A 24,659-nucleotide genomic window follows, 5' to 3' on the forward strand; every position below is an offset into this window, starting at 1 on the left:
CCATGAAAAATGCTTTATTATTTGTATTTGCTTTACTATGTATAAAGAGTCATGCGCAAAATGATCAGACCATCAATTCAATCATTGATGCAAATGCCGAAAAGCTTGCTCAGAAATCAGGAGCTTACTCTGTATCTATCGGGATTCTGAAAGATGGTAAAGTATACACCAGGCACTTTGGAGAAATTGATAAAGGAAAAGGAAATAAAGCAGATGATAATACCTATTTTGAAATCGCCTCAGTAAACAAACTTTTGACAGGTCAGTTGCTGGCAAAAGCTGTTCTGGATGGAAAAGTAAACCTGGATGACGATGTACGTAAATACCTGAAAGGGTCTTACCCGAACCTGGAATATAAAGGCGTTCCGATAAAAGTGAGAAATTTGATCTCTTATCAGACAGCATTGCCGAGAAACCTTCCTAATGATGATGAATTAAGAAAAAATATGTCGGATGAAACTCCTTTTCTGTATAACAAACTGAATGAAAATTATACAAAAGAAGACTTTAAGAAAGACCTGACAACTGTACAACTGGATATGCTTCCCGGAACAAAATACAGATATAGTAATCTGAGCCTGGAACTTACAGGACTCATGTTGGAAAATATATACGGGAAAAGCTATGAAACCCTTTTACAGGAGAATATCTTTTCAAAATTGGGGATGAACCACACCAAACTGGAGCTCGATAAAAATGAAGTACAAGCCAATGGTTACCATATCAATTACCGTCTGATGCCGGCTTCAAAAAGCGACTTGTGGGGTGCCGGCGGTGCAAAAACCAAATCTACAATGGGAGATATGGTGAAGCTTTTAAGAGAAGAATTAGATTCAAAAAATACAATAGCACAGGAATCACAGAGAAATATTGATAATAGTAAAGAAGCATGGTGTGGATATTTCTGGAACAAATACTTTATCAGTGAAAAAGGGAAAGTAGGTTTTAAACATGGCGGGTCTTACGGAACAAATACCTGGTTTGCTGTATATCCCGAATTGAATATAGGGGTTTGTATCATTGTAAATATCAACGGACCTGAAACGTTTGGGATCCTTTATAATACAGCTGCGGATTTAGTGGGAAATTTGATTTCTACGTCAGACAAAAAGCAGGTCTATGGATATTCTATTAAGGGAAATCAAGTTGTTTTCTCTTACACCCATCCAAAGAATCTGAATGCTGACCTGATCAATACCATCGCTGTAGCAGGAAGTTTCAACGACTGGAACCCTGAAAATAAAGAATATCAAATGACCAAGAAGGATAATAACTCTTTTGAATTGGAAGTTCCAATATCCAAATTTGAAAAAGGGAAGACCTATTCCTTTAAATTTGTATTCAATAAAGAAGGCTGGATGACAACTCCCCCAAATGCCTCCAATACCGACGGAACTAAAAATAATAGTCTAGTAATAACATTGTAAAGAACAGGTATACTCTGAGTTAATTGAATGAAAAATATATTCGTATTGACGTTAGTATTTGTGAAAAATTATGCACAAACGGATAAAACGTTTTATTCGATCATAGATGCAGCTGCTCAGAAAGTTGCAAAAGAATCAAAAGCATACTAAAAATGCATCCAATAATGACGGTACCAAGGATAATAATCTGGCATTCGTTTTATAAGAAAAAGATAGAGGAAAAAGAAAGTAAAAAGAGTAAATTTGTACTCAATAATATAGGGTGGATGATAACACTCAAAAAGAGAATCAGTACAGAAAGCAATAATCTGTGATGGATACTCTGAAATCAGAAAAGTAAAAGAAAAATAAATCTAATATTAAAATCTGACATCTAATGTCTAATAACAAAAGAATTTTCGTAGAAAAAAGAGGAATTTTCGATGTTGAAAGTCCAAAAATTTTTGATGAAGTAAAAGCAGTTGTCCCGGCAATTCAAAGTGTGAAAGTATACAATGTATATGATATTTTCAATTTGAATGACGGAGAATTTGAAAAAGTGGTGAACAATACTTTTGTAGATCCTGTTACTGATATTTTACATACAGAAAACCCAGTAAAAGCTATTCATTTCGGAATGGAATTTTTACCTGGCCAGTATGATCAGAGAGCAGACTCTGCACAACAGTGTATCGCTTTGCTGACAGAAAATGAAAAATCAAAAGTAAGAAGTGGAAAGCTGATCGAATTTGAAGGAGTTTCTGAAGCAGATCTGGTTAAAATCAAAGACCTTCTGATCAACAAAGTAGAATCTCAGGAAAAAGACTTAACCATCTTAAATATCCCTGCAGATGAAACACCATCAAAAGTGATCATCCACGAAAACTTCATCAATTTCAATGATGCGGAACTTGAAGATTTCTATAACAATCATGGTTTTGCACTAGGATTGGATGACCTGAAATTCATTCAGGAATACTTCAAAACTGAACAGAGAAATCCTACGGAAACAGAACTGAAAGTATTAGATACATATTGGAGTGACCACTGCCGTCACACGACATTCGAAACAGAATTGTCAGACATCCAGTTTGAAGGTCAGTTCAAACACACATTGGAAACTATTTTCAATGACTATATCGAAAAAAGAAAATTCTTAGGCCGCGAGCTGAAGCCAATTTCCCTAATGGATCTTGCAACAGTATGCGGTAAATATTTCCATAAAACAGGAAACCTGGATAACCTTGTAATCTCTGATGAGATCAACGCATGTACCATCCAGATTGAAGCAGAATACGACGGTAAAAAAGAACCTTGGTATCTATTGTTCAAAAACGAAACGCACAACCACCCAACAGAAATTGAACCTTTCGGAGGAGCATCTACTTGTTTAGGAGGAGCCATCAGAGATCCATTATCAGGAAGATCTTTTGTATTCCAGGCTATGAGACTGACAGGTGCTGCAGACGTTTTAGAATCGGTAGACAAAACATTACCAGGAAAATTACCACAGAAAACCATTACAAAACAGGCTGCCAATGGATATTCATCTTATGGTAACCAGATTGGTCTTGCTACTACAATGGTTTCTGAAATCTATGACGAAGGCTATAAGGCGAAAAGAATGGAGGTTGGTTTCGTTACCGGAGCGGTTCCTGTAGACTGGGTAAGACGTGAGAAACCTGAAAATGGTGATTCAATCATTATCTTAGGAGGGGCAACAGGTCGTGACGGAGTTGGAGGAGCAAGCGGAAGTTCAAAAGAACAGGATGAAACCTCTATCCATACCATGAGTTCAGAAGTTCAGAAAGGAAATGCTGTTGAAGAACGTAAAATTCAGAGACTATTCAGAAATCCTGAAGTAACGAAGCTGATCAAAAAATCAAACGACTTCGGAGCAGGAGGAGTTTCTGTGGCGATCGGTGAGATTGCAGACTCTTTAGAAGTGAACTTAGATGTATTACCATTAAAATACGAAGGATTGAACGGAACCGAGCTTGCTATTTCTGAATCTCAGGAAAGAATGGCGGTAGTCGTAGATCCGAAAGATAAAGAAAAGTTCATCAAATTCTGTGAAGCTGAAAACATTGTTGCCGTAGAAGTAGCAAAAGTAACAGATTCAGGAAGAATGCAGATGTTCTGGAAAGGAGACAAAATTGTAGACCTTTCAAGAGCTTTCTTAGATACCAACGGATGTTCCAAGTCTCAGGAAGTGAAAATCACTCACCTTGATGAAGTAAAAGAAGAAACTAAAGCTTTCACAGCTGAAAATTTCCTGAACATCTTAAAAGATAAAAATGTAGCTTCCCAAAAAGGGCTATTGGAAATGTTTGACTCTTCAATTGGAGCAACTACAGTGGCGATGCCTTTAGGAGGGAAATACCAGCAGACTCTGATGGAAGGAAGTGTGCAGACCCTGCCAATTCTGGGAGCAAAAGACATTAAGACTGTTTCTTTGGCAAGCTGGGGATTTGATGCTGAAATTTCAAAACAAAACTCACTATTAGGATCATCTTATGCTGTAGTGGAGAGTGTTGCGAAGATCGTTGCCATGGGTGGAGACTACAAAAATATCAGATTAAGCTTCCAGGAATACTTTGAAAAATTAGGACAAAACCCTGAGAAATGGGGTAAACCTTTAGCTTCACTTTTAGGAGCTTACGATGCACAGATCAAACTTGGTTTAGCAGCAATCGGAGGTAAAGATTCTATGAGTGGAACGTATCAGGATCTGAATGTTCCGCCAACCTTGATTTCTTTTGCATGTGCCAACGGGGATAAAGAAAATATCATCTCTCCTGAATTGAAAAATGCAGGCAATAAACTGTATTTCTTCAATCATATTGCCCAGGAAAACGGACTTCCGAATTATGATGCTTTAAAAGAAGTTTTTGAATTCATCTTCGAAAATATCAAGGCAGGTAAAATTGTTTCTGTGAAAACAGTGAAAGAAGGAGGTCTTGCAGTAGCGTTAGCAAAAATGAGCTTCGGGAACAGATTAGGTGCTGAGATCAATGCTGATGAAACAGTTTTATTAGCGAAAAATATCGGAAGCTTAATCATTGAATCAAAAGAAGAATTAAGCTCAGCTGCTCTTCAGTTGATCGGAGAAGTAAAAGATTCAGGGAATTTAAAAATCAACAACCTTGAATCCAGTATTGTAGATCTTGTATCTGCCAATACAAACACATTCGAAAACCTTTTCCCAACAGTAGAAAAAGAAAAGATCACGATTGAAATTGATGAAAAATCAAACTCAATCCATCCAAGAAATATAATCATTAAAAAACACGGAATTGCACAGCCAAAAGTTTTTGCTCCAGTGTTCCCAGGAACCAACTGTGAGTATGATACACTCAATGCATTCCAGAAAGAAGGAGCTGTAGTAAGCAGTCTGCCTTTGATCAATATCAATCACCAATTATTGGATGAAAGCATTGATGCATGGGTAGAAGAGATCAGAACCTCTCAGATTCTGGCATTCTCAGGAGGTTTCTCAGCAGGAGACGAGCCGGATGGTTCTGCAAAATTCATCGTTAACGTTCTGAAAAACGAGAAAATGAAAAAGGCAGTTCACGAATTGTTAGATAGAGACGGAATGATCATCGGGATCTGTAACGGATTCCAGGCTCTCGTGAAGTCAGGGTTGTTACCATACGGAAGAATCAAAGATCTTGATGAAAACTCTCCAACATTGGCTCACAACGCAATCAGAAGACATATCTCTCAGATGGTGACTGTACAAGTATTGAATGACGAAAGCCCTTGGTTAAAAGGAATGAAAGGTCAGACTTTTACTATTCCTATTTCTCACGGAGAAGGACGTTTCATGGCTTCAGAAGAAGAAATCAAGAAGTTGTATGAAAACGGACAGATCGCAACTCAATACATAGATCTTGATGGAAACATCGCTCACGGAATGCCATTCAACCCGAACAACTCATTATTCGGAATTGAAGGAATTACCAGCCCATGTGGAAAGATCTACGGAAGAATGGGACACCCGGAAAGATTTGCTGAAGGTCTCATGAAAAATATACCAACCGCGAATTATCACAATATATTCAAAAACGGTGTTGAATACTTCAAATAACAATACAAGAAAAATGATCGTCATCAATGGCGGTCATTTTTCGTCTTTAGGAGGTTTCTACGAAGAGATCTCCAATGTTCTGATGAAAGATACGGATTGGAAAGTAGGAACGCTGGATGGCTTTGATGATATTCTCTACGGAGGTTTTGGCGTAATCGATGGCAAAGAAGAAATTGAAATAGTCTGGAAAGAATCACAGAAATCAAAAGAAGACTTAGGCTTTGATACGACCCGTGAATTTTATGAAAATAAAATCAGACAAGGAAAACCTTTCAATATAGAATTGATTCAGCAGAAATTAGATGAATTAACGGAAGGAAAAGGGCAGACACTTTTTGATATTCTGATAGAAATTATAGAATCACATACCAATATTACGCTGAGGTTGGAATGATAAGTAATGGGTGGAAATTTTTAAATGTTTATTTTCCAGCTAGCTTCATCAAATCAACTTGTTGATTCCCTTCTTTGCTCTGTTTAGTTTGCAGTATACATTCCAGACTTTGCCTTTAAAAAAATAGGTAAATTGAAAGAATTTAATACTATTGAATAATTTTTTCTTAATACTTTTACTTCAACAAAACAGGAAACAATAAAAGTTGAATGAAGAAAATTATTTACGGGCTGTTCTTCGGTGACAGCATTACCTACGGGGAGTATGACGGAGTTTTTGGCGGGTGGGTAGATATTCTGAAAAGATACGCCCTGCAGAAATTTCACGAAGGAAATGGAGATGAGCTGATCCTGTTCAATCTGGGAATAGGAGGAGAAACTACAGAAGGATTGCTGAAAAGGATTCCCCACGAAATGGATGCAAGGAATTCTCCCGACGGGAATATCGTTTTTTTAAGCTATGGAGCCAATGATCTTGCTGTAAAAGAGGGTGTACAGATTGTAGATCCTGAAAAATTTAAAAAGAATATTAAGACAGCCATCGCACATGCTGCACAATTTTCAAATGAAATTTATCTCGTAAGTATTCTTCCTTTCTCTCAAAAGGTAGATGGAGTAGTAGTAAGCTCAGGGAAGTTAAGAACCAATGAAGAAGTGATCATTTACAACCAGATCCTGAAAGAGCTGGCAGCCGAAAATTCGTTGAAATATATTGATTTTTACTCCGCTTTTCTGGATGATAAAGAGATACTGCTTTCCGCAGACGGTGTACATCCTAATGAAAAAGGCTATGGAATAATGGCCGAAATCGCTATCCCAATCATTGAAAAATATTTATAATGCCACAATTATTTTCTTACGGAACATTGCAGAAAGAGCAGGTTCAAATGGAGACTTTTGGACGTCTTTTACAAGGTGAAAAAGATACCTTATCAGGATATAAACTCAATATGCTTGAAATTACAGATCCGGAAGTATTACGGAAAAGCGGGCAGAAATACCATCCGGTATTGGAGTTTTCAGGGAATGATGAGGATCAGGTAGAAGGAGTACTTTTTGAAGTAACAGAAGCGGAAATCTTCCAGGCAGACGAATATGAAGTAGACGATTATAAAAGAATTGAAACCGTTTTTAAATCCGGAAAAAAAGGATTTATCTATGTTGGAAAATAATTCCTCTACGAAACTTTATTTAAAACAATCAATAGGAGTGGGCTTTAGCTCACTTATCTTATAAAAATAAATCCACTGGCTTTAGCCAAAACTTAAAAGACTCCTGACACACCGTTGTCACAATCTGTCTTTATCTTTGTCTTACAAAAAAAATCAGGAAATGAATAACGTGAAAATAGAACCTTTTAAGGTCATCGGGATCTCGGTAAGAACGACCAATGAAAATGAACAGGCAGCACAAGACATCCCGGTATTATGGGGAAAAATGATCAACGAAAATATAATCAATTCGATTCCTAATAAAATAGACAACACGATCTATTCCATTTATACGGATTATGAAAAAGACCATACTAAGCCCTATACAACGGTTCTTGGGTGCAAAGTAGAAAATCTTGATCATATTCCTGAAGGAATGGTAGGCTATTCTTTTGACGGTGGAAATTATGTGAAGTTTACAACAAAAGGAGACCTTTCAAAAGGGTTGATCATCAATGAATGGCTGAAAATCTGGGAAATGGATATGGGAAGAGTATTTACAGCCGATTTTGAAGTCTATGGAGAAAAAGCACAAGATCCTTCAGATGCAGAAGTGGATATCTTAATTGCGGTGAAATAAAATCGGAAAGAAAAATATTGACTCAGTAATAATAAAAAAGCCTGCCACATTAATGTTAGCAGGCTTTTTCTATTTTTACTATGGATTACTTATATAAAACATATTTTGTGTAATCATTAATTCCATCGTTGTTATGATCTTCATTATCCGTAACAAGGAAGATAAATTTATTGGATGAAAGTTCAATCACTTTTGCGGTATTACTGCCTATTGTAACTTCCATGTAGGCAGAAGAATAAGAGTAACTAATAGTGGCTTCAGCTTTTTGACATCCGGAACTGACACTGTTATAATCTGTCATATAATACTTTCCGTCATTTCTGAATTCATAAGTGCTTTTCTTCTTGCAGTCATCAGGAGCATATTCTTTTATAACAGTCGTTTTATCAGTACCGGAAACTGTATATTGGGTTTGTATTTTCCATGTTCCCACAATATTTCCCGTAGTAGAATTTCCATTGTTTTCTATAGGTAAAGTATCACTATCATTACCACATGATGAAAGAAGTACTAAACCCAGAACCCCCGCCAAAATCTTTTTCATAAATTAATTTTTCGCGAACATAATAAAAAATATTCATTGAAGAACTTTGAATCTATAAAAACAGGTGCTTTAGGATATAAATGGTAAAATATATTTTCCATACACCAGAATTCCAACAATCACCGAGGCAATAGCTGTCAAAACAACAGCTCCTGCAGCAATATCTTTAATAAACCCGATTCTTTTGTCGAAATCAGGTTGAATGATATCACAGATCTTTTCAACGGCAGTATTGAAAATTTCGGCAGACAGAACTGCAAAAGAAGCAATCAGTACCAGAGCAGTATCTGTACTATTCAGACGGAAATAGAAAATGAAGAAGAGGTTGACAAAAAATGCCAAAAGTTCAATCTGGAAATTCCTTTCCGTTTTTATCATCATAAAAACACCCCGGAAAGCATTGAGAAAACTTTTATGGATAGGCGGTTTTTGCATGATTTCTAACTTTTCACACAAAGATAGACTTTGTATTTTGATAAAAAAATGAATCTTCACGGAAATCAAAGCATAATGTCAAGGCTCAAAACAGATTAAGGATATTTGTTCAAAACTACTCCATATTATTCTTTTCTTTGTTGTATCTATTTATTATATTTGTACAAACTTATTTTATAAATCTATGAAATTTATTATTTCAAGTGGTGAACTGCAGAAGGCTTTGCAAACTGTAAGTGGCGTAATATCAAGCTCTCAATCGAGACCGATTTTAGAAAACTATCTTTTTGAATTAGACGGAAATAATGTTACCATTACAGCATCTGACGGCGAGACAACTCTTGTTACTTCTCTGGAAGTAAAGTCTGATGATACAGGTAAATTTGCTGTTCCTGCTAAAATTTTTCAGGATTTTATCAAGACATATGGTGAACAGCCTCTGACATTTGTTGTAAAAGACAATGCCGAAGGAACTGGCAGCCAGCTTGAGATTTTAGATGAAAAAGATAATTTCGCAGTAGCATTAGACAATGCGGATGACTATCCGGAATTGCCAGAATTCGACGCTTCACAAAGCGTGACGATGCCGGCAGGAGTTTTGTCTGAAGCTTTGACGAACACCCTATTTGCGACAAGTAACGATTCTCTTCGTCCGGTAATGACAGGAGTTCTTTTCCAGTTTGGAGAAAACGAAACCAATTTCGTTTCTACAGACTCCCACAGATTGGTGGTATACAAAAGATCAGACCTTATCAATGCTGAGCCGATGGAGTTTATCATGCCTAAAAAGCCTCTTAACATTTTCAAAAATATCCTGGCAAGTTCTAATGAAGACGTTACCATCGACTTCAATGAGAATATGGCTAAATTTACTTTTGGTAAGCATATCTGGATCTGTAGACTGATTGATGGAAAATATCCAAACTATACAGCGGTAATTCCGAAGGAAAATCCAAATGTATTAACGATCAACAGAAACCTTTTGCTAGGGGCGATCAAAAGAGCATCTATCATGTCTAATAAATCTACCAATCAGGTAAGATTCAAGCTTTCTGGAAATATTCTTCATCTTCATGCTGAAGATACTGAATATGCAAACAAAGCAGACATGCAGATTCCTTGTGACTACAACGGAGAAGATATCAATATTGGATTCAGTTCTAAATTCTTAACTGAAATGCTGACGATTTTAGGATCTGACGATATCACTATGAAAATGTCCCAACCTAACAGACCAGGGATCATCGAACCTCTTGACGGTCTTGAAGAAAACGAAAATATCTTAATGTTATCAATGCCGGTAATCGGATTGTAAGATTAATATATACCCATAAAAAGAAAGCTGGAATTTTTCCGGCTTTTTTGCAATTCTGCCATCTGACTCATAGTTGTAAATATGGTATAATTGACTTAGGAATCAGGAGCGTTAAGAAAATTTAAATGTAATCCGTCAAAAAATTTCCACTGTCTGAGCATGGACGAAATTTAGTATCGAAGCTGGATCAGATAATCCATGCGAGTTTGGAAATTTTAGGAGTATATTCAAATTTTTAGCGGATGATTCCCGTCTTGAACTTTTGTATATTTTTGTTTGACTACGTCGAATCTTCGATTTCAAGGCAAAAGTATAATCAAAAAAATAAAACATTAACCATGAAAAAAATAACAGTTTTTGGATTTCTTGTTTGCTCTCTATGGGCTTTCTCGCAAAAGAGTGCAAAAATGTATTATGAACACAAAAAAGATGTCATTACTTATTATGCTGATAATATTGAAATCTATCCTATCTCAATAACATTCTCTGAGCAGCCCGAGGTAGAAAATCTGAAGAGCCCGGAAGGGTTTAAAATGATCACAGTATTGCCTCCTAAATCTATGAAGAACAAAATTGCTTATTTTGTTGTCAATGATAATAAAAAAGGGTGGAAAATCAAAAAAATGCCTGCTTATTATACATTGGCTGGAGATGCAACGATCAAGACGTATGATACCGATTACCAATATGATCTTCCTTTTCAGAAAGGAAAGTCTTTCAATGTTTATCAGGGATATAACGGAGTGTTTTCTCATCAGAATGAAAATTCTTTAGATTTCGTAATGCCTGAAGGAACCGAAATTACAGCGGCAAGAGAAGGTAAAGTGATTGATGCCGTTCAGAATAATAATACAGGATGCCCTACTATAAGCTGTGCCAACCTTGCCAATTATATTTCAATTTTACATTCGGATGGAACCATTGCTCAATATTTTCACCTTAAAGAAAATGGAGTTAAAGTTAACATAGGAGATGAGGTTAAAAAAGGAGATTTAATAGGACTGAGCGGAAATACAGGCTGGACAAATGGTCCTCATTTACATTTCCAATGCTTTCTTCCTGATCCTTCAAAATCTAAACAAAAAAATACTCTCAGAACCCTTTTCAGAACTGGTGACGGAACTAAAAGCGAATATTTGATGGAGAAGAAAACATATTCAAAAAAATATTAAATAACATACAAATAGTGTTATTTGTGAATGATTAGAGTTATTCGTGTTTAAATAGTTTTATCATGAAAATAAAAATACAGTCTTATCATACCTCAGATCTTCCCTCAGAACTGGCTACAGAAAATTATAGTATTGTTCTATGGAAAGGTTCCGGTGTTTTTTCTGTGGATGATATCAATTATTCTTATAATGGATACAATATCCTGTTTCTTTCCCCATATCAGAAGTTGAAGTTGGCGTCGGAGTCTGATGATAATATCCATGTGCTTTTCTTCCATGGTGACTATTACTGTATAGAATATCATAAAGAAGAAGTGGCGTGCAACGGACTTCTCTTCAATAATATTTATCTGAATCCGGGAATTGAACTGTTTGAAGAGAACTATCATTATATTCTCGAGCTTTTTAATCATATCAGAAAAGAAGAATGTGAAAAACACCATTTTTCAGAATCCATCATCAAAACCTATATACAGCTTATTCTTGCGATTGGGAGTAAACAGAAAAGCATCATTGAAAACAGCACGATTTCTACTGATAAGCTGCCCAATAAATATGCTGCAGAATTTCAGAAACTGCTGGAATCCCATTTTAGAAATGAAAAAGAGCTGTCATTTTACAGCGATAAACTGAGCATCACCAATAATACATTAAGCAAGGCTGTAAAAAAAGAATTTGCAAAAACACCTACACAGCTTATCAATGAAAGAATCATCCTTGAATCTAAAAAACTGCTGCACCTAACGTATCGGTCTGTAAAGGAAATTGCTTCGGAGCTTGGGTTTACAGATGAATTTTACTTTAGCAGATATTTCAAAAAATCGGTGGGATGCTCTCCCAAAAAGTATAGAGAAGAAGTGGGAATTTCTGTGGTGGCGAAAATGTCCATGTAATGTCCTCAAATATCTATGTCGGTGCTCTAAGCATGTGAATACCTTTGAAAAAAATAAATCACATGCAAAACAACAGACTTTATCACCGTTTATTACAATTGGATACCTTGTTTTTCAATTTTCTAAGAATTTCAATCTTCATCGTTATGGCCTGGATTGGAGGCTTAAAGGCGTTTCATTACGAAGCCGACGGAATTGTTCCTTTTGTAGCCAACAGCCCTCTGATGAGTTTCTTCTACAAAAATGCGGGCACCAAAGTTCTTAATGAAGATAAAAAGCCTGTTGCAGAATATACTCTGTATAAAAACCCTGAAGGAAAAGTCGTTCAGAAAAACATTGATTGGCATCAGGAAAACGGAACCTATCCATTTTCTTATGGATTGGGAGCAATGATTGTTGTGATCAGTGTTTTGGTTGTATTAGGTATTTGGTTTCCTAAAATTGGAGCTGTTGGAGGGGCTTTAACATTTTTAATGTCATTGGTTACGCTGTCATTTCTGATCACGACTCCCGAAGTGTATGTACCCAATCTGGGAGGAGATTGTTCCACACCTCAGTATGGGTTTCCCTATCTCTCAGGGGCAGGACGTCTGGTCTTGAAGGATATTATCATGATGGCCGGAGGCCTGATAGTATTCTCCGATAGCTTGAAGAAAGCGGTGAGACCATCTGACCAATAAATCCACGAATCAGAAGCGAATCTATTAACGAAAATTTATTATCTTAAAGTCGCTTCTAAATTTCTCTATTTCTCAAAAAAACACGACATTTGTAGCTTGAAAAATCATACCGGAATACAGGGTGGAATTTCAAATAAAAGTTTCAAAATAGAGCAGATGAAATTCTAATACTCATCTGACGAATTAAACAAGTAGATAGATAAACAAATGAAAATATCAAACAACTGGCTGAAGGACTTTGTAAAAACGGAATCAAAAACTGAAAGAATCGGTGAATTCCTTACAGATATAGGTCTTGAGGTTGAAGGGATAGATAAATTTGAAAGTGTAAGAGGCAGTTTGGAAGGAATCGTTGTAGGTAAAGTATTAACCTGCGAGAAACATCCGAATGCTGACAAACTGAAGAAGACAACAGTAGAGGTAGGAAACGGAAAAGTATTAAATATTGTTTGCGGAGCTCCTAATGTAGAAGCAGGACAAACTGTTCCTGTAGCAGTTGTCGGAACTAAAATCTATGACAAAACCGGAAACTTTTTTGAAATTAAAGAAGCAAAAATCAGAGGAGAGGTTTCTCAGGGAATGATCTGTGCAGAAGACGAATTGGGTCTTAGTGAAGATCACGGAGGAATCATGGTGCTGGATGAAACCAAATATGAAGCAGGGAAAAACTTTGCTGACTATTTTGAGCTGACTAATGATGAGGTTTTTGAAATCGGATTAACACCGAACCGAACAGATGCAATGTCTCACTATGGTGTTGCCAGAGATCTGCATGCTTATCTTTCTACAAATCAACTAAAGTCGCAGTTCAATAAAGTGGCTTCTGAAGCTTTGAATAATGAAGGAACTCATGAGTTCTCTTTGGAAATTGAAGATGCAGAATTGTGTCCAAGATATATCGGAGCCGTAATTGAAGACGTAAAAGTAGCAGAATCTCCATCTTGGTTAAAAGACAGATTGAAAGCGATTGGGTTGAGCCCAATCAATAATGTTGTAGATATTACCAACTATATTCTTCACGGATACGGGCAGCCGCTTCACGCATTTGACGCAGACAAAATTGCAGATAAAAAAGTGAAAGTAGGAGTCGTAAAACCGGGAACAAAATTTACTACTTTGGATGGGGTGGAAAGAACACTGAATGGTTCTGAAATCATGATCAAAGATGGTAAAGACAATCCAATGTGTATCGCTGGAGTATTCGGTGGTGCTAATTCCGGAGTATCTGAAACGACAAAAACAATATTCCTGGAAAGTGCTTATTTCAATCCGATTGCGGTAAGAAAAGGAGCAAAAGCCCACAGCTTGAATACGGATGCTTCTTTCAGATTTGAAAGAGGAGTAGACCCGAACCTTACAAGAACGGCGATCACTCATGCTATTAAAATGATTCAGGAAATTGCTGAAGGGAAATTAGTAGGAGATTTATTGGAAGAGTATCCTAAGAAAATAGAAGACAACTATGTGATCCTGAGATTCTCTAAAATTGAGCAGATTTTAGGAACAAAAATTCACAGAGAAAAAGTAAAGGAAATCTTAAAAGCATTGGAAATTCAGGTTTTAAATGAAATTCCTAATGGTTTTGAAATCTCTGTTCCTGCTTACAGAGCAGATGTAACAAGAGAAATAGATGTTATAGAAGAGATTTTAAGAATCTACGGATATAATAAAATTGATGCTCCACAGAAAATTTCGTTTACCCCGGTTAAGCTAAGTGCTAACGATCAGGATGAACTGGAAAATACCTGGGCAAGAGGTTTACAGAGCCTTGGTTTCAATGAAGTGATGAATAACTCATTAACTTCTGTAAAAGATGAAACTGATGCCGTAAAACTTTTAAATCCTTTAAGCGGAGATTTAGCATTCATGAGAAAGTCTTTATTGGAAGGCCTTCTTCAGAATACAGCATACAACATCAATAGAAAAAACCAGGACATCAAGTTCTTCGAATTAGGAAAGATCTATCATAAAAAAGATAAATACGAAGAAAGAAAACAACTTGCATTATTGGTTTCTGGTAGAGATACTGCAGAAAACTGGCTTCAGCCGAAATCTGCTGTAAGTTTCTATAACCTTAAAGCTTATGTAAAGGTTTTATTGGAAAGACTGGCTGTAGACTATAAAGAAGTTGCTCTGTCTGATGAAAGATTCTCTGATGCATTGGTATATGAAGCAGATGGTAAAGCTTTAGTAAGAATCGGAAAAGTAGCTCCTGTTTTATTAAAAGATTTTGATATTGATCAGGATTGCTTCTACGCAGAAATTGAACTGGAATATGCTCAGGAATTGCGTTCTAAAAATGAACTGAAATTCAAAGACATTCCGAAATTCAACAAAATCAGAAGAGACTTAGCGTTGTTGATCGATAAAAATGTAAACTATCAGGATTTATATCAGACTGCTAAAAAGAATAAATCTCCATTCATTAGGAGTGTTAATCTATTCGATGTGTATGAAGGTAAAAATCTTCCTGAAGGTAAGAAGTCTTATGCAATGAGTTTCGAGCTGTTAAATGAAGAAAAAACACTGGAAGAAAAAGAAATTACAGAAGTAATGGATTCTTTGATCAAATCTTTCCAGAAAGAATTCAACGCAGAGTTGAGATCTTAATACTTGAAAATATATATTTCATTATAATTGAAACGGACTTTATGAAGTCCGTTTTTTTGTTTTGAATTGGGTTTGTATTTATAGGTTTCGGCTAAAGCCATTTGAATATCTCTTTTTTAAGTAAACGGGCTAAAGCCCGTTCCTATTGAATTGTATTTCTTTGCGTTTTCCAATTTATGACTATAGATAATATCTTTCATCCTTAAAAAATAGACCTGGAAAATATTCAAGATATAAGATGTTAAAGAATAATAAAATTCGCCGCAGCCCGTTTAGATAATATAATTTCCGTAAATTTGGATTAATTCAAAAAGAAAAAAATGAAAAATCTTTTTTTAAGTATATGTACAGCTGCAGTATTGGCTTCATGTGGAAGTATGACAAGCCCGTCTGCCTCTAAAGTAGGAAAGGCTCAGCCTGCTCTTGCCAGTACAAAATGGACATTGGCTGACAATGTAAAAGGTAAAATTCCAACATTGAATATTGAAGGAGAAAAGATCACAGGAAACGCCGGATGTAACAACTATTTCGGAACGGCTACCATAGATCCGTCTACAGGTGGTTTTATAGCCGGACAAATGGGATCTACAAAAATGATGTGTAACAACATCGGAGTAGAGCAGAACTTTATGGATATGATGGGAAAAGCAAACAAATATGTGATTTCCGGAAATACTTTAGAATTGTATAAAGACAATCTTTTATTATTGAAATTCACAAAATCAGAATAAAAAAACAAAAGGAACTCAATTGAGTTCCTTTTTTATGTTTAGAGTATTATTAATCTTCCTCTTCTTCGTCGTACTTAGCCAATTCTTCGTCGCACCATTTGAACGCTGCTTCTACTACTTTAGTCGCTTCGTCTGCCATAGTTTCTTCATCATCACCCTCAAGATCATCTAACCACTCAACTTCTTCTTCCTCAACGTTTAAGATAAATCTTGGATATTCTGTATGAACTACGAATAGATCTTCTGGAAACTCCGAATTATCTGCTAATAAAAACTTTGGTAATTTCATTTTTTTAATGTTTTAACTTTCTCAAAGATAAATAAAATTATTGATTTAAGATTACTTCAAAAACATTTTTGAAACTTTTTCAGCTTTTTTGCTTTCAGAATAATCGTAGAAGCCTTCACCTGATTTTACACCCAGTTTTCCTGCTGTCACCATGTTTACCAATAATGGGTTCGGTGCATACTTAGGATTTTTGAAACCGTCATACATTACATTCAGGATGGCAAGACATACATCAAGACCAATAAAATCTGCCAGCTGAAGCGGACCCATCGGATGTGCCATTCCCAATTTCATTACCGTGTCAATTTCTTCTACACCGGCAACACCGTTATAAAGTGTTTCGATAGACTCATTGATCATGGGCATTAAAATTCTGTTGGCCACAAAACCAGGATAGTCATTTACCTCTACAGGAACTTTGCCCAATGTTTTACTCATTTCATAAATTGCATCAAAAGTCTCCTTAGAAGTGGAATATCCTTTGATAATTTCTACCAGTTTCATGATGGGAACCGGGTTCATAAAGTGCATACCGATTACTTTATCAGCTCTTTTAGTGGCTGCAGCAATTTTGGTGATAGAAATAGAAGAAGTATTGGTAGCAAGGATACAACCTGCAGGAGCCAGCTCATCCATCTGGCCGAAGATCTTCAGTTTAAGATCCATATTTTCTGTAGCAGCTTCTACAACAAGATCCGCAGCTCCTACAGCATCCTTCAATGCTGTAAAAGTAGTGATGTTTCCTAGCGTTTCAGCTTTTTGCTCCTCTGTAAGATTTCCTTTTGCAATGATTCTGTCAAGATTGGTAGTAATGGTTTTTAAACCTCTGTCCAGAGCTTCCTGAGATACATCTACAAGATTTACTTTAAAACCGCTTTGTGCGAAAGTATGTGCAATACCATTTCCCATGGTTCCCGCTCCGATAACTACAATGTTTTTGATCATTTTTCCTTTATTTTTTATAGATAGTTAAATTTTTTGATTCTGCAATATCTGATTGAGCAATAGTAAGTTCCGGATCAAAATTGACATTTCCTTTATTGCTTTTCTCTTTGTTGTTGTTTTGATTGGAAACAGTAGCCATAAGACCTCTTATAAGTCTGTTCTTTTGATTTTTTGTTAGGTAATCTGTACCCACGTATAATGTATATTCACCTTCTCTGCCCATTCCTTTTTGTATCAGGATTTCCAGGCTTTTGATCTGATATTTTCTCTTGAATTCTTTCAGAAAGCTGGTGACAGGTTTATCAGATGGCGGACCACAGCATACACTTCCATAGCTGATCTGTAAATAATTCTGATTCTTCTGTGAGTAAAAGAATGTAAAAGCTAATAGAGCTGTTGTTAATATTATTTTTTTCATGTTAAAATCGCTTAAAAATAAGCTTAAAATTTTATTTATTAAAATATTCCCAAACTTCCTTGGAAATATCAGAAATCATCCTGCAGTTTGCAGCGTCCGTTTCCATTGATTTACTGACAAATACAGTTAATGCATAATGTTTGCCATTAGGTAAAGTAACGATTCCTATTTCGTTTTCTGCCCCTGTTAAGCCTGTTTTATTTTTCCCGGAAGCTCCCGTTTTTCTCGCCACAGGAGTATTTTTGGGAAGCTGTTCCACCATTTTGTTTAATCCCGTTGAAGTAGACAGCATGACCTTCATCAGATACTCTGTAGATTTTTTTGATAATAATTTTCCGTCATAGAATTTTTTAAGGACATCAACTGCTGATTTTGTAGTGCTGTAGTTTTCATACTGAACATTCCAGTCTTTGTGCATCGCTTCTTCATTATATTTAATCTGAAAACCTTTTACCCCTTTAGAATCCATGAATTTCTGAACAGTCTGAGTTCCACCTAATAGTTTGAGAAGAATATCACATCCATTGTTATCGCTTTTCGCAACAGTATATTCAATCACTTCACTTAACGGAATCCCAGCACTTCCTTCAGGATACTTGTCACGAAGCGGCGACCATGTATTCTCCAGTAAATTCGATTTGTTCAAGACAATTTTCTGATCCAGTGAAAGTTTTCCCTGATCTACAAAATTCAGAACCGCTGCTGCAATGTGAAATTTAAATACACTTTGCATAGGCAGCTTTTTGTCTGCATTTTTATCATACTTAAAACCATTTTCAAAGCCCAGAACAGAAACCCCTACCGTTGCTTTTTTGTTCTTAAGAATTGAGTCTATTTTTTGTTCTAATATTGAAGTTTGAGCAAATGAGAATGCGGAGATCAGAAGAAAAAGGAATGCTGTTTTTTTCATAGTGGTATCATTAAAAAAGCCCTCTTCTGAAGACCGGAAGAGAGCTGCAATTTAAGATAATTATTACTATTTTACTTCAAAATAATTTAGATTGACACCATCATTTTCAAAGAAAATTCTGATCGTGTTTTCCCCCTTCTGAAGACTGATATTCTTTACAGAAATGGTTTTCCAGCTGTCATTTCCTCCGCTGGAAGCTAATGATACACTGGCTAAAACTTTTCCGGAAGCCGTTTCAATTCTTATTTTAGAATCATTAGCAGCCGAATATCTGATGTCAAACGTATAGTTTTTGGCTCCTTTGGATTGAACCGTATACTGAAGCCATTCTCCGGTTTCCGTTTTTCCTACATAATACTGATTGGTAATTGTATCGTTACATTTATAGATATCTACCCCGTCATTTCTCATCTGCTGTCCAAAGTTCCACTCCGATCTTTTGGCCGGATCACTTACCCAAAGATTAATGAAATCCTTATCCAGATAAGCCGCCCCGATTCTTCCCAAATCATATTCCGAAGCAAATACTCTTCCCGGAACCTGATGATTTTTGAAGGGCTTTGTTGAGGCATCCGTTGTCTGTCTGAACATTGCATCAATCACATCTCTTTTGATTTCCGTATTGCTCAGTTTATAATTGTCTGCAATCTGCATTAAAGCTTTCTTTGCATATTCTTTAGAAGGTTTTTCACCGCCATTTTTCCAGTAATCCAATAGTTTCTCATACTCAGGCGTGATTTTCACATTGGTAACTCCTGCGATATTATCAATCTTTTTCATTGGCCAGAATGCATACCCGATATTATGCTTATCCAAAAGCTGAATCAGCTCAGTAAACCATACATTAGAATTTTCGCCGGTTTCCCCCAGCCAGATCGGCATATTATGCTTCTCTCTAAGGTCCAGTGCAAATTTCAACGTCTGGTCATCATTATAGTTCCAGTATTTATGGAAACTGAACGCCATATTGTTGTCCCAGAGAGCCGGCAGCCCGTTATAATTATTTCCCCATCCATTTCCTTCAATGAAAATGATATGTTTCTTATCCACCTCTCTGATGGCTGCTGTAATATCTTTTTGAAGCTTCCACAACGGAGCATTAGACATTTCATCAGTACCATTCGGATTTTTACCCGTGAAATTAATATTAGGTTCGTTGATCAGGTCGTAGCCACCAATCCATGGATTGTCTTTATATCTTTCGGCCAATTTTTTCCATAGTGCTATCGTTTTTCTCTGATTCTCTTCATTTTCCCACAACGAAGGCTTAGACTTATCATTATCAGAGATATTGGCATCATTTCCCTGACCGCCGGGAGCCGCATGAAGGTCTAGGATCAGATAGATTTTATTATCTGTACACCATTGAAGCAGATCATCCGTCATTTTAAAACCCTCTTCCAGCCATGTGTCTTTGCCTTTTACAGCCTCTTTTTCAATCGGAAGAGTATAAAGATTGTAATGCATTGGAAGTCTTATAGAATTGAATCCGGATTTTGCCAGAAAATCAATATCCTGTTTCGTGATTCCGTTTTTATGATAAGCTTTATAGAACTCATTCATTCCATCTTCACCAATTAATTCTGCAATTTTCTCCTTAATCTTATACTGAGGTCCTGCAAAATCAGCAGTTTTCAGCATATATCCCTCCTGAAGCATCCAGCCGCCAGGGCCAAGACCTCTCAATTGAATATTTTCACCTTTATCATTAACAATTTTCTGTCCGGAAGTCTTTAATAATTGTGATGTCCCAAATTGAGACAATAAAACTGCGGATAATAGAATAGCTCTTTTCATAGTAGTTTCAATGGTTTAAAATAGTAGGAAATATTTTTAGAAATTAATCATAATGAATGGTCACATCATAATAAGAGTCTACATTCAGACCACTTATTTTGCCGGGAATCCATTGTATATGTGAAACAAAATCTTTCAATTGTTTATTGAATTGTTTTTCAAATATATTGTTTTTTTTGTTTTGAAATTCACTTTCTACTGATAAATCTTTAATTTTTCCGTTTTTAGTGAGTGTAAATGTAGCAGAAGTATAAGAGTAATATTTTTCTCTTTTCCTAATGTATTCTTTAGGGATTGGATGCTTTTGAAGGTAATCAACTTTAATTTTTTCAAACTGATTATCCATTGTTGAATTAGGATAACGTGAAAGATCATCGCATCTTTCATAAGAAAACACTTCATCAGGATGACTTTTTATAAACTGTTGCTTTGCAGTATCACGTAAAGAGTCTATAAATTTCTTGCCGAAGTTTTTTAGAATAAGCCTGTTCATCTCAATTTCCCTGCAGTTTTCATACTGATCATTAGGAAATCTTACACAGGATATTGGGATTTTCTTGGTTTTTATATGATTCTGATTCAGAAGTATGATAAATTCATCCTCTCCCAGATAATCAGAGGCTAAACCGGAGAAAATGGTCAAGGTATAATTTTTATAATTGAAATCATTTTGAGCCTGCTTTTTTTGATCATCACAATCTATCTCGTAACCATTTTTCTTCTGATTACAAGATAGCATTGTAATTGCTGCCAGAAATAGAGCAGACTTTATGTTCATATTAGCTGATAAGCTTCATAATTTGCAGAGCAATTTTTAGTGCTTCAGTTCCGTCTTCAAGAGATACTTCTACATTTTTGTCATCTGTGATGGCATCCGCAAAAGAATTTAATTCATCAAGAATAGCATTGTTAGGCTGAATATTCGGATATTCAAACAAGATCTGATTTTTCTCTCCATCAGCGTTCTCAATGATCATATCAAATGGAGTAGGGCTTTCAGGAGCATCCTTCATTCTGATAACTTCAGCTTTTTTCTCAAGGAAATCTACGGAAATATAGGCATCTTTCTGGAAGAACCTGCTTTTTCTCATGGCTTTCATAGAAATTCTTGAAGTAGTAAGGTTGGCTACACATCCGTTTTCAAACTCTATTCTTGCATTGGCAATATCCGGAGTCTTGCTTACTACACAAACACCGCTTGCATGGATGTTTTTAACCTTGGATTTCGCCATACTCAATAGAATATCCAGATCGTGAATCATAAGGTCCAATACCACAGAAACATCTGTACCACGAGGATTAAACTCAGCCAGCCTGTGGATTTCAATGAACATCGGATTGCTGATGTATTCTTTAGTCGCAATGAAAGCCGGATTGTATCTCTCAACATGTCCTACCTGCGCCTTGATACCATTTTCCTGGCACAAACGAAGAATTTCTTCTGCCTGCTCAAGAGTCTGGGTAACCGGTTTTTCAATAAAGAAGTGGAGACGTTTTTCAATCGCTTTTAATGCATAATCATAATGATAAACTGTCGGAGTGACAATATCAAGCATGTCAATCTGGTCCAATAATTCATCAAAATTTTCAAAATATTTATATCCGAATTCGGCTTCTAATTTCTTTCCGTTTTCAACATCTTTATCGTGGAAACCTACAAATTCATATCTATCTGATTGATTAAGAAGTTTTAAATGTATTTTTCCCAAGTGTCCGGCACCTACCAAACCTGCTTTTAACATAGCTGTATTAAATTTTTGTAAAGATAAGAAAGATGTTACATTGTAGAAGCAGTTTTTGTGGATAATTCTTTTCTTCAATTTAGGAAATCTAATTTCTAATTTCTTACTTTTGTCAAATGCAGGATTCGTTTGTACATAAAGGAAAAAGAAAGATTTTAGTTGAATATCTTCGACACAGAATTGGAATTTCGGATGAAAATGTACTTCGGGCGATGAGTGAAGTTCCGAGGCACCTTTTTATCGAAAGTATTTTTGAAGATTTTGCCTATGAAGACAGGGCTTTCCCAATTCTGGCACACCAGACTATTTCCCACCCTTCCACGGTGGCAGAGCAGTCTGAGCTGTTAAAGGTAAAGGCAGGTGAAAAAGTTTTGGAAATAGGAACAGGGTGCGGATATCAGACCGCAGTTTTATTGGCAATGAAAGCTCATGTATATACAGTGGAAAGGCAGAAAGATCTGTTTGATTTTTCAAAAAAGAAACTCAGAGAGATGCATCTCTATCCGAAGTTTCAAAGCTTTGGGGATGGTTTTGCCGGATTGCCTACTTTTGCTCCTTTTGATAGAATTATCGTTACCTGCGGAGCTTCCACACTCCCTACAGAACTGTTGAAACAATTGAACATTGGAGGAATTATGGTCATTCCATTAGGGCCAACGGATGAGCAGGTTTTATTCAGGTTTACGAAAGTAGGTCCTACAGAATTTGAAAAAGAAGAATTCGGAGCGTATAAATTTGTTCCGATGTTGGGAAATACCAATCAATAATTTTATCAATAGAACGGAACTGGTAGAAGAACTGGTCTCAAACACCAATTCTTTAGTAAACCTATCTTATCAATAAGAACGAACTTTAGTCCGTTTTTCATTAATAAAAACTCACTAGGCTTTAGCCAAAATTTAAAATCTTTTAACTCCATTTCGGAATGAAAATTGATGGAATTAAAACCCCTCGATCTTAAAATTCCTTATCAGGAAAAAATAAAATAGATACTGAACAAACATTCAGATGAAAAGAAATAAATTTTTAATATTAAAGTTCAATAACCTTACTTTTTGCGAGTGAGGTTTTTTATTTACAATCATCAAACAACAGTATAATGAAAGTTTTTATCAATAAAAGAATTCCAGAAACAGGAATTAAAATGCTGGAAGAAGCAGGCCTGGAAATTATATTATCGGAAAATGAAAACCTTTCTCACGAAGAATGGCTGAGCTATTGTAAAAATACAGATACCATCCTAAACGTAGGCGGTGACTTTAAATATGATAAGAAATTTTTTGATGCCTGCCCAAATGTCAAAGCTATTGCTTTATACTCTGTAGGATTTGATCATGTGGAAATAAAAGAGGCCACACAAAGGCATATTCCAATTGGAAATACCCCTGATGTTTTGAGCAGAGCTACTTCAGATGTAGCCTTTTTACTGATGCAGTCTGTGGCAAGAAGAGCCAGTTATAATTTCCAGAAAGTAAAAGACGGAAACTGGAATGCATTTGACCCTTTGCATGCTTTGGGACAGGAACTGTACGGAAAAACGCTGGGAATTTTCGGATTGGGGCGAATCGGCTATGAAATGGCAGAGAAATCAAAGAAAGCTTTTGGGATGAATATCATTTATCATAACCGAAATCATAATGAAGAAGCAGAACGAGAATTGGGAGCAGCTTATGTTTCTTTCGAAGAGCTGATCAAAAACTCAGATGTATTGAGTGTTCATGCCAACTTTACCCCTGAGCATAAAGAATTATTCAATTATACACTATTTGAACAGATGAAATCGGACTCTATTTTTATTAATACGGCTAGAGGAGGTTTTCACAATCAGAAAGATCTATATCAGGCGTTGGTAGATAAGAAAATATGGGGAGCTGGCTTGGATGTTACCAATCCGGAGCCAATGTCATCGGACGATCCTATTCTTGGGCTTTCAAGTGTTTGTATTCTTCCGCACATTGGATCTGCTACTGTTGAAGCCCGTAACGGGATGGCAAGACTGGCTGCAGGAAATATTATTGCTTTTTCAAAAAAGGAAAAAATGCCTTATTGTGCAAATCCGGACGTTTATTCTGATCATGCATCATAACTTGGAATTATTTTTGTTCTGACTATATAAACCTAAAACCTTACATATCATGGCACCAGAGAAAAATATTAATGAACAAAACAAGAGGTTAGAACAAATGGATTATAACCCTAATGAAGATATATTTAAGAAAGAAAAGCACATTTCGCTTGATGGAGATGGTAATCCTATTTTAGAAGAAGATTTTGACGAGGATAAAATTGATAAAGGTTTAGATATCCCCGGCACAGAAGATGATGATGAAATGGAAGAAATAGGAGAAGAAGATGAAGAGAACAATTATTGGAGTCTCAGCGATAATGAAGACGACCATGAAGAAGAAAACGATGATGTTTTAACCTAAATTTTTACGAAAAACAAACCAGCCTTATTGATTTTCAGTAAGGTTTTTTTATGTTGAATAAGGACT

The 24,659-nt window shown here is 36.0% G+C and carries 25 protein-coding genes; 16 read left to right on the top strand and 9 right to left on the bottom strand.

The window, feature by feature from the left end; all coding sequences use genetic code 11:
* Positions 1-2 precede the first annotated feature (2 nt).
* The 7 genes from LF886_RS10350 to LF886_RS10375 all read left to right on the top strand — a co-directional run bounded on the left by LF886_RS10350 (position 3) and on the right by LF886_RS10375 (position 7,683).
* Positions 3-1,427, top strand: a complete 1,425-nt coding sequence (locus tag LF886_RS10350; protein ID WP_236854026.1) for a serine hydrolase — start codon at positions 3-5, stop codon at positions 1,425-1,427.
* A 27-nt stretch (positions 1,428-1,454) separates the two neighbouring features.
* Entirely contained in the window at positions 1,455-1,577 is a 123-nt protein-coding gene (locus LF886_RS23915; protein WP_262913052.1) for a hypothetical protein, read from the top strand.
* A gap of 226 nt (positions 1,578-1,803) precedes the next feature.
* Positions 1,804-5,499 carry a phosphoribosylformylglycinamidine synthase gene (locus tag LF886_RS10355; protein ID WP_236854027.1) on the top strand — a complete coding sequence of 1,232 codons (3,696 nt, stop codon included), beginning with the start codon at positions 1,804-1,806 and terminating at the stop codon, positions 5,497-5,499.
* Positions 5,480-5,893 carry a ribonuclease inhibitor gene (locus LF886_RS10360; RefSeq protein ID WP_236854028.1) on the top strand — a complete coding sequence of 138 codons (414 nt, stop codon included), beginning with the start codon at positions 5,480-5,482 and terminating at the stop codon, positions 5,891-5,893. The genes LF886_RS10355 and LF886_RS10360 overlap by 20 nt, the downstream gene beginning before the upstream one ends.
* Positions 5,894-6,102: 209 nt before the next feature.
* A complete protein-coding gene (locus LF886_RS10365; protein WP_236854029.1) occupies positions 6,103-6,732 on the top strand; it encodes an SGNH/GDSL hydrolase family protein in 630 nt (209 codons plus the stop codon).
* The gene (locus tag LF886_RS10370) at positions 6,732-7,064 is read left to right on the top strand and encodes a gamma-glutamylcyclotransferase family protein (protein ID WP_236854030.1); all 333 of its coding nucleotides are present in this window, start codon (positions 6,732-6,734) and stop codon (positions 7,062-7,064) included. Before LF886_RS10365 ends, LF886_RS10370 begins: the two co-directional genes overlap by 1 nt.
* Positions 7,065-7,224: 160 nt before the next feature.
* Positions 7,225-7,683 carry a GyrI-like domain-containing protein gene (locus LF886_RS10375; protein ID WP_236854031.1) on the top strand — a complete coding sequence of 153 codons (459 nt, stop codon included), beginning with the start codon at positions 7,225-7,227 and terminating at the stop codon, positions 7,681-7,683.
* 85 nt (positions 7,684-7,768) lie between these two features.
* Here LF886_RS10375 and LF886_RS10380 read toward each other — a convergent pair whose 3' ends face one another.
* Both LF886_RS10380 and LF886_RS10385 read right to left on the bottom strand, forming a co-directional pair.
* On the bottom strand, positions 7,769-8,227 hold the full coding sequence (locus tag LF886_RS10380; protein ID WP_236854032.1) for a lipocalin family protein: 459 nt from the start codon (positions 8,225-8,227) through the stop codon (positions 7,769-7,771).
* 69 nt (positions 8,228-8,296) lie between these two features.
* Positions 8,297-8,662, bottom strand: a complete 366-nt coding sequence (locus LF886_RS10385; protein WP_236854033.1) for a diacylglycerol kinase family protein — start codon at positions 8,660-8,662, stop codon at positions 8,297-8,299.
* Positions 8,663-8,846: 184 nt separating this feature from the next.
* Between LF886_RS10385 and dnaN the strand changes: the two genes are divergently transcribed.
* The 6 genes from dnaN to LF886_RS10415 all read left to right on the top strand — a co-directional run bounded on the left by dnaN (position 8,847) and on the right by LF886_RS10415 (position 16,063).
* The gene (gene dnaN, locus LF886_RS10390; RefSeq protein WP_236854034.1) at positions 8,847-9,977 is read left to right on the top strand and encodes a DNA polymerase III subunit beta; all 1,131 of its coding nucleotides are present in this window, start codon (positions 8,847-8,849) and stop codon (positions 9,975-9,977) included.
* 338 nt (positions 9,978-10,315) lie between these two features.
* Positions 10,316-11,149, top strand: a complete 834-nt coding sequence (locus LF886_RS10395; protein WP_236854035.1) for a M23 family metallopeptidase — start codon at positions 10,316-10,318, stop codon at positions 11,147-11,149.
* 62 nt (positions 11,150-11,211) lie between these two features.
* Positions 11,212-12,042 (top strand): helix-turn-helix domain-containing protein, encoded by an 831-nt coding sequence (locus LF886_RS10400; protein ID WP_236854036.1) that lies wholly within the window; start codon positions 11,212-11,214, stop codon positions 12,040-12,042.
* A 62-nt stretch (positions 12,043-12,104) separates the two neighbouring features.
* Positions 12,105-12,722: a DUF417 family protein gene (locus LF886_RS10405; RefSeq protein ID WP_236854037.1), complete on the top strand. Its 618-nt coding sequence runs from the start codon at positions 12,105-12,107 to the stop codon at positions 12,720-12,722.
* A gap of 207 nt (positions 12,723-12,929) precedes the next feature.
* Entirely contained in the window at positions 12,930-15,332 is a 2,403-nt protein-coding gene (pheT, locus tag LF886_RS10410; protein ID WP_236854038.1) for a phenylalanine--tRNA ligase subunit beta, read from the top strand.
* 320 nt (positions 15,333-15,652) lie between these two features.
* Positions 15,653-16,063, top strand: a complete 411-nt coding sequence (locus tag LF886_RS10415) for an META domain-containing protein (RefSeq protein ID WP_236854039.1) — start codon at positions 15,653-15,655, stop codon at positions 16,061-16,063.
* A gap of 49 nt (positions 16,064-16,112) precedes the next feature.
* On the opposite strand, the gene LF886_RS10420 is transcribed toward LF886_RS10415, so the two are convergent.
* The 7 genes from LF886_RS10420 to LF886_RS10450 all read right to left on the bottom strand — a co-directional run bounded on the left by LF886_RS10420 (position 16,113) and on the right by LF886_RS10450 (position 22,164).
* Complete coding sequence (locus LF886_RS10420) at positions 16,113-16,352, bottom strand: hypothetical protein (protein ID WP_002977986.1); 240 nt, start codon at positions 16,350-16,352, stop codon at positions 16,113-16,115.
* A gap of 51 nt (positions 16,353-16,403) precedes the next feature.
* Positions 16,404-17,294, bottom strand: a complete 891-nt coding sequence (locus LF886_RS10425; RefSeq protein WP_185145131.1) for a 3-hydroxybutyryl-CoA dehydrogenase — start codon at positions 17,292-17,294, stop codon at positions 16,404-16,406.
* A gap of 10 nt (positions 17,295-17,304) precedes the next feature.
* Entirely contained in the window at positions 17,305-17,715 is a 411-nt protein-coding gene (locus LF886_RS10430; RefSeq protein WP_236854040.1) for a hypothetical protein, read from the bottom strand.
* A gap of 31 nt (positions 17,716-17,746) precedes the next feature.
* Positions 17,747-18,625, bottom strand: a complete 879-nt coding sequence (gene bla-A / locus LF886_RS10435) for a CGA/CIA family class A beta-lactamase (protein ID WP_236854041.1) — start codon at positions 18,623-18,625, stop codon at positions 17,747-17,749.
* A 66-nt stretch (positions 18,626-18,691) separates the two neighbouring features.
* The gene (locus LF886_RS10440; RefSeq protein ID WP_236854042.1) at positions 18,692-20,422 is read right to left on the bottom strand and encodes a cellulase family glycosylhydrolase; all 1,731 of its coding nucleotides are present in this window, start codon (positions 20,420-20,422) and stop codon (positions 18,692-18,694) included.
* A 43-nt stretch (positions 20,423-20,465) separates the two neighbouring features.
* Positions 20,466-21,200 (bottom strand): energy transducer TonB, encoded by a 735-nt coding sequence (locus tag LF886_RS10445; protein WP_236854043.1) that lies wholly within the window; start codon positions 21,198-21,200, stop codon positions 20,466-20,468.
* Position 21,201: 1 nt separating this feature from the next.
* Positions 21,202-22,164, bottom strand: coding sequence for a Gfo/Idh/MocA family protein (locus tag LF886_RS10450; protein ID WP_236854044.1), 963 nt, complete (start codon positions 22,162-22,164; stop codon positions 21,202-21,204).
* A 116-nt stretch (positions 22,165-22,280) separates the two neighbouring features.
* On the opposite strand from LF886_RS10450, the gene LF886_RS10455 reads away from it, so the two are divergent.
* From LF886_RS10455 to LF886_RS10465, 3 genes are all read left to right on the top strand, one after another.
* Positions 22,281-22,931, top strand: a complete 651-nt coding sequence (locus LF886_RS10455; RefSeq protein WP_103234121.1) for a protein-L-isoaspartate(D-aspartate) O-methyltransferase — start codon at positions 22,281-22,283, stop codon at positions 22,929-22,931.
* Between the two features lie 332 nt (positions 22,932-23,263).
* The gene (locus LF886_RS10460; RefSeq protein WP_236854045.1) at positions 23,264-24,250 is read left to right on the top strand and encodes a 2-hydroxyacid dehydrogenase; all 987 of its coding nucleotides are present in this window, start codon (positions 23,264-23,266) and stop codon (positions 24,248-24,250) included.
* Between the two features lie 49 nt (positions 24,251-24,299).
* The gene (locus LF886_RS10465) at positions 24,300-24,593 is read left to right on the top strand and encodes a hypothetical protein (protein ID WP_103234119.1); all 294 of its coding nucleotides are present in this window, start codon (positions 24,300-24,302) and stop codon (positions 24,591-24,593) included.
* The last annotated feature ends 66 nt before the right edge of the window (positions 24,594-24,659 follow it).

This window comes from Chryseobacterium sp. MEBOG07, assembly GCF_021869745.1.
GTDB lineage: Bacteria > Bacteroidota > Bacteroidia > Flavobacteriales > Weeksellaceae > Chryseobacterium > Chryseobacterium viscerum.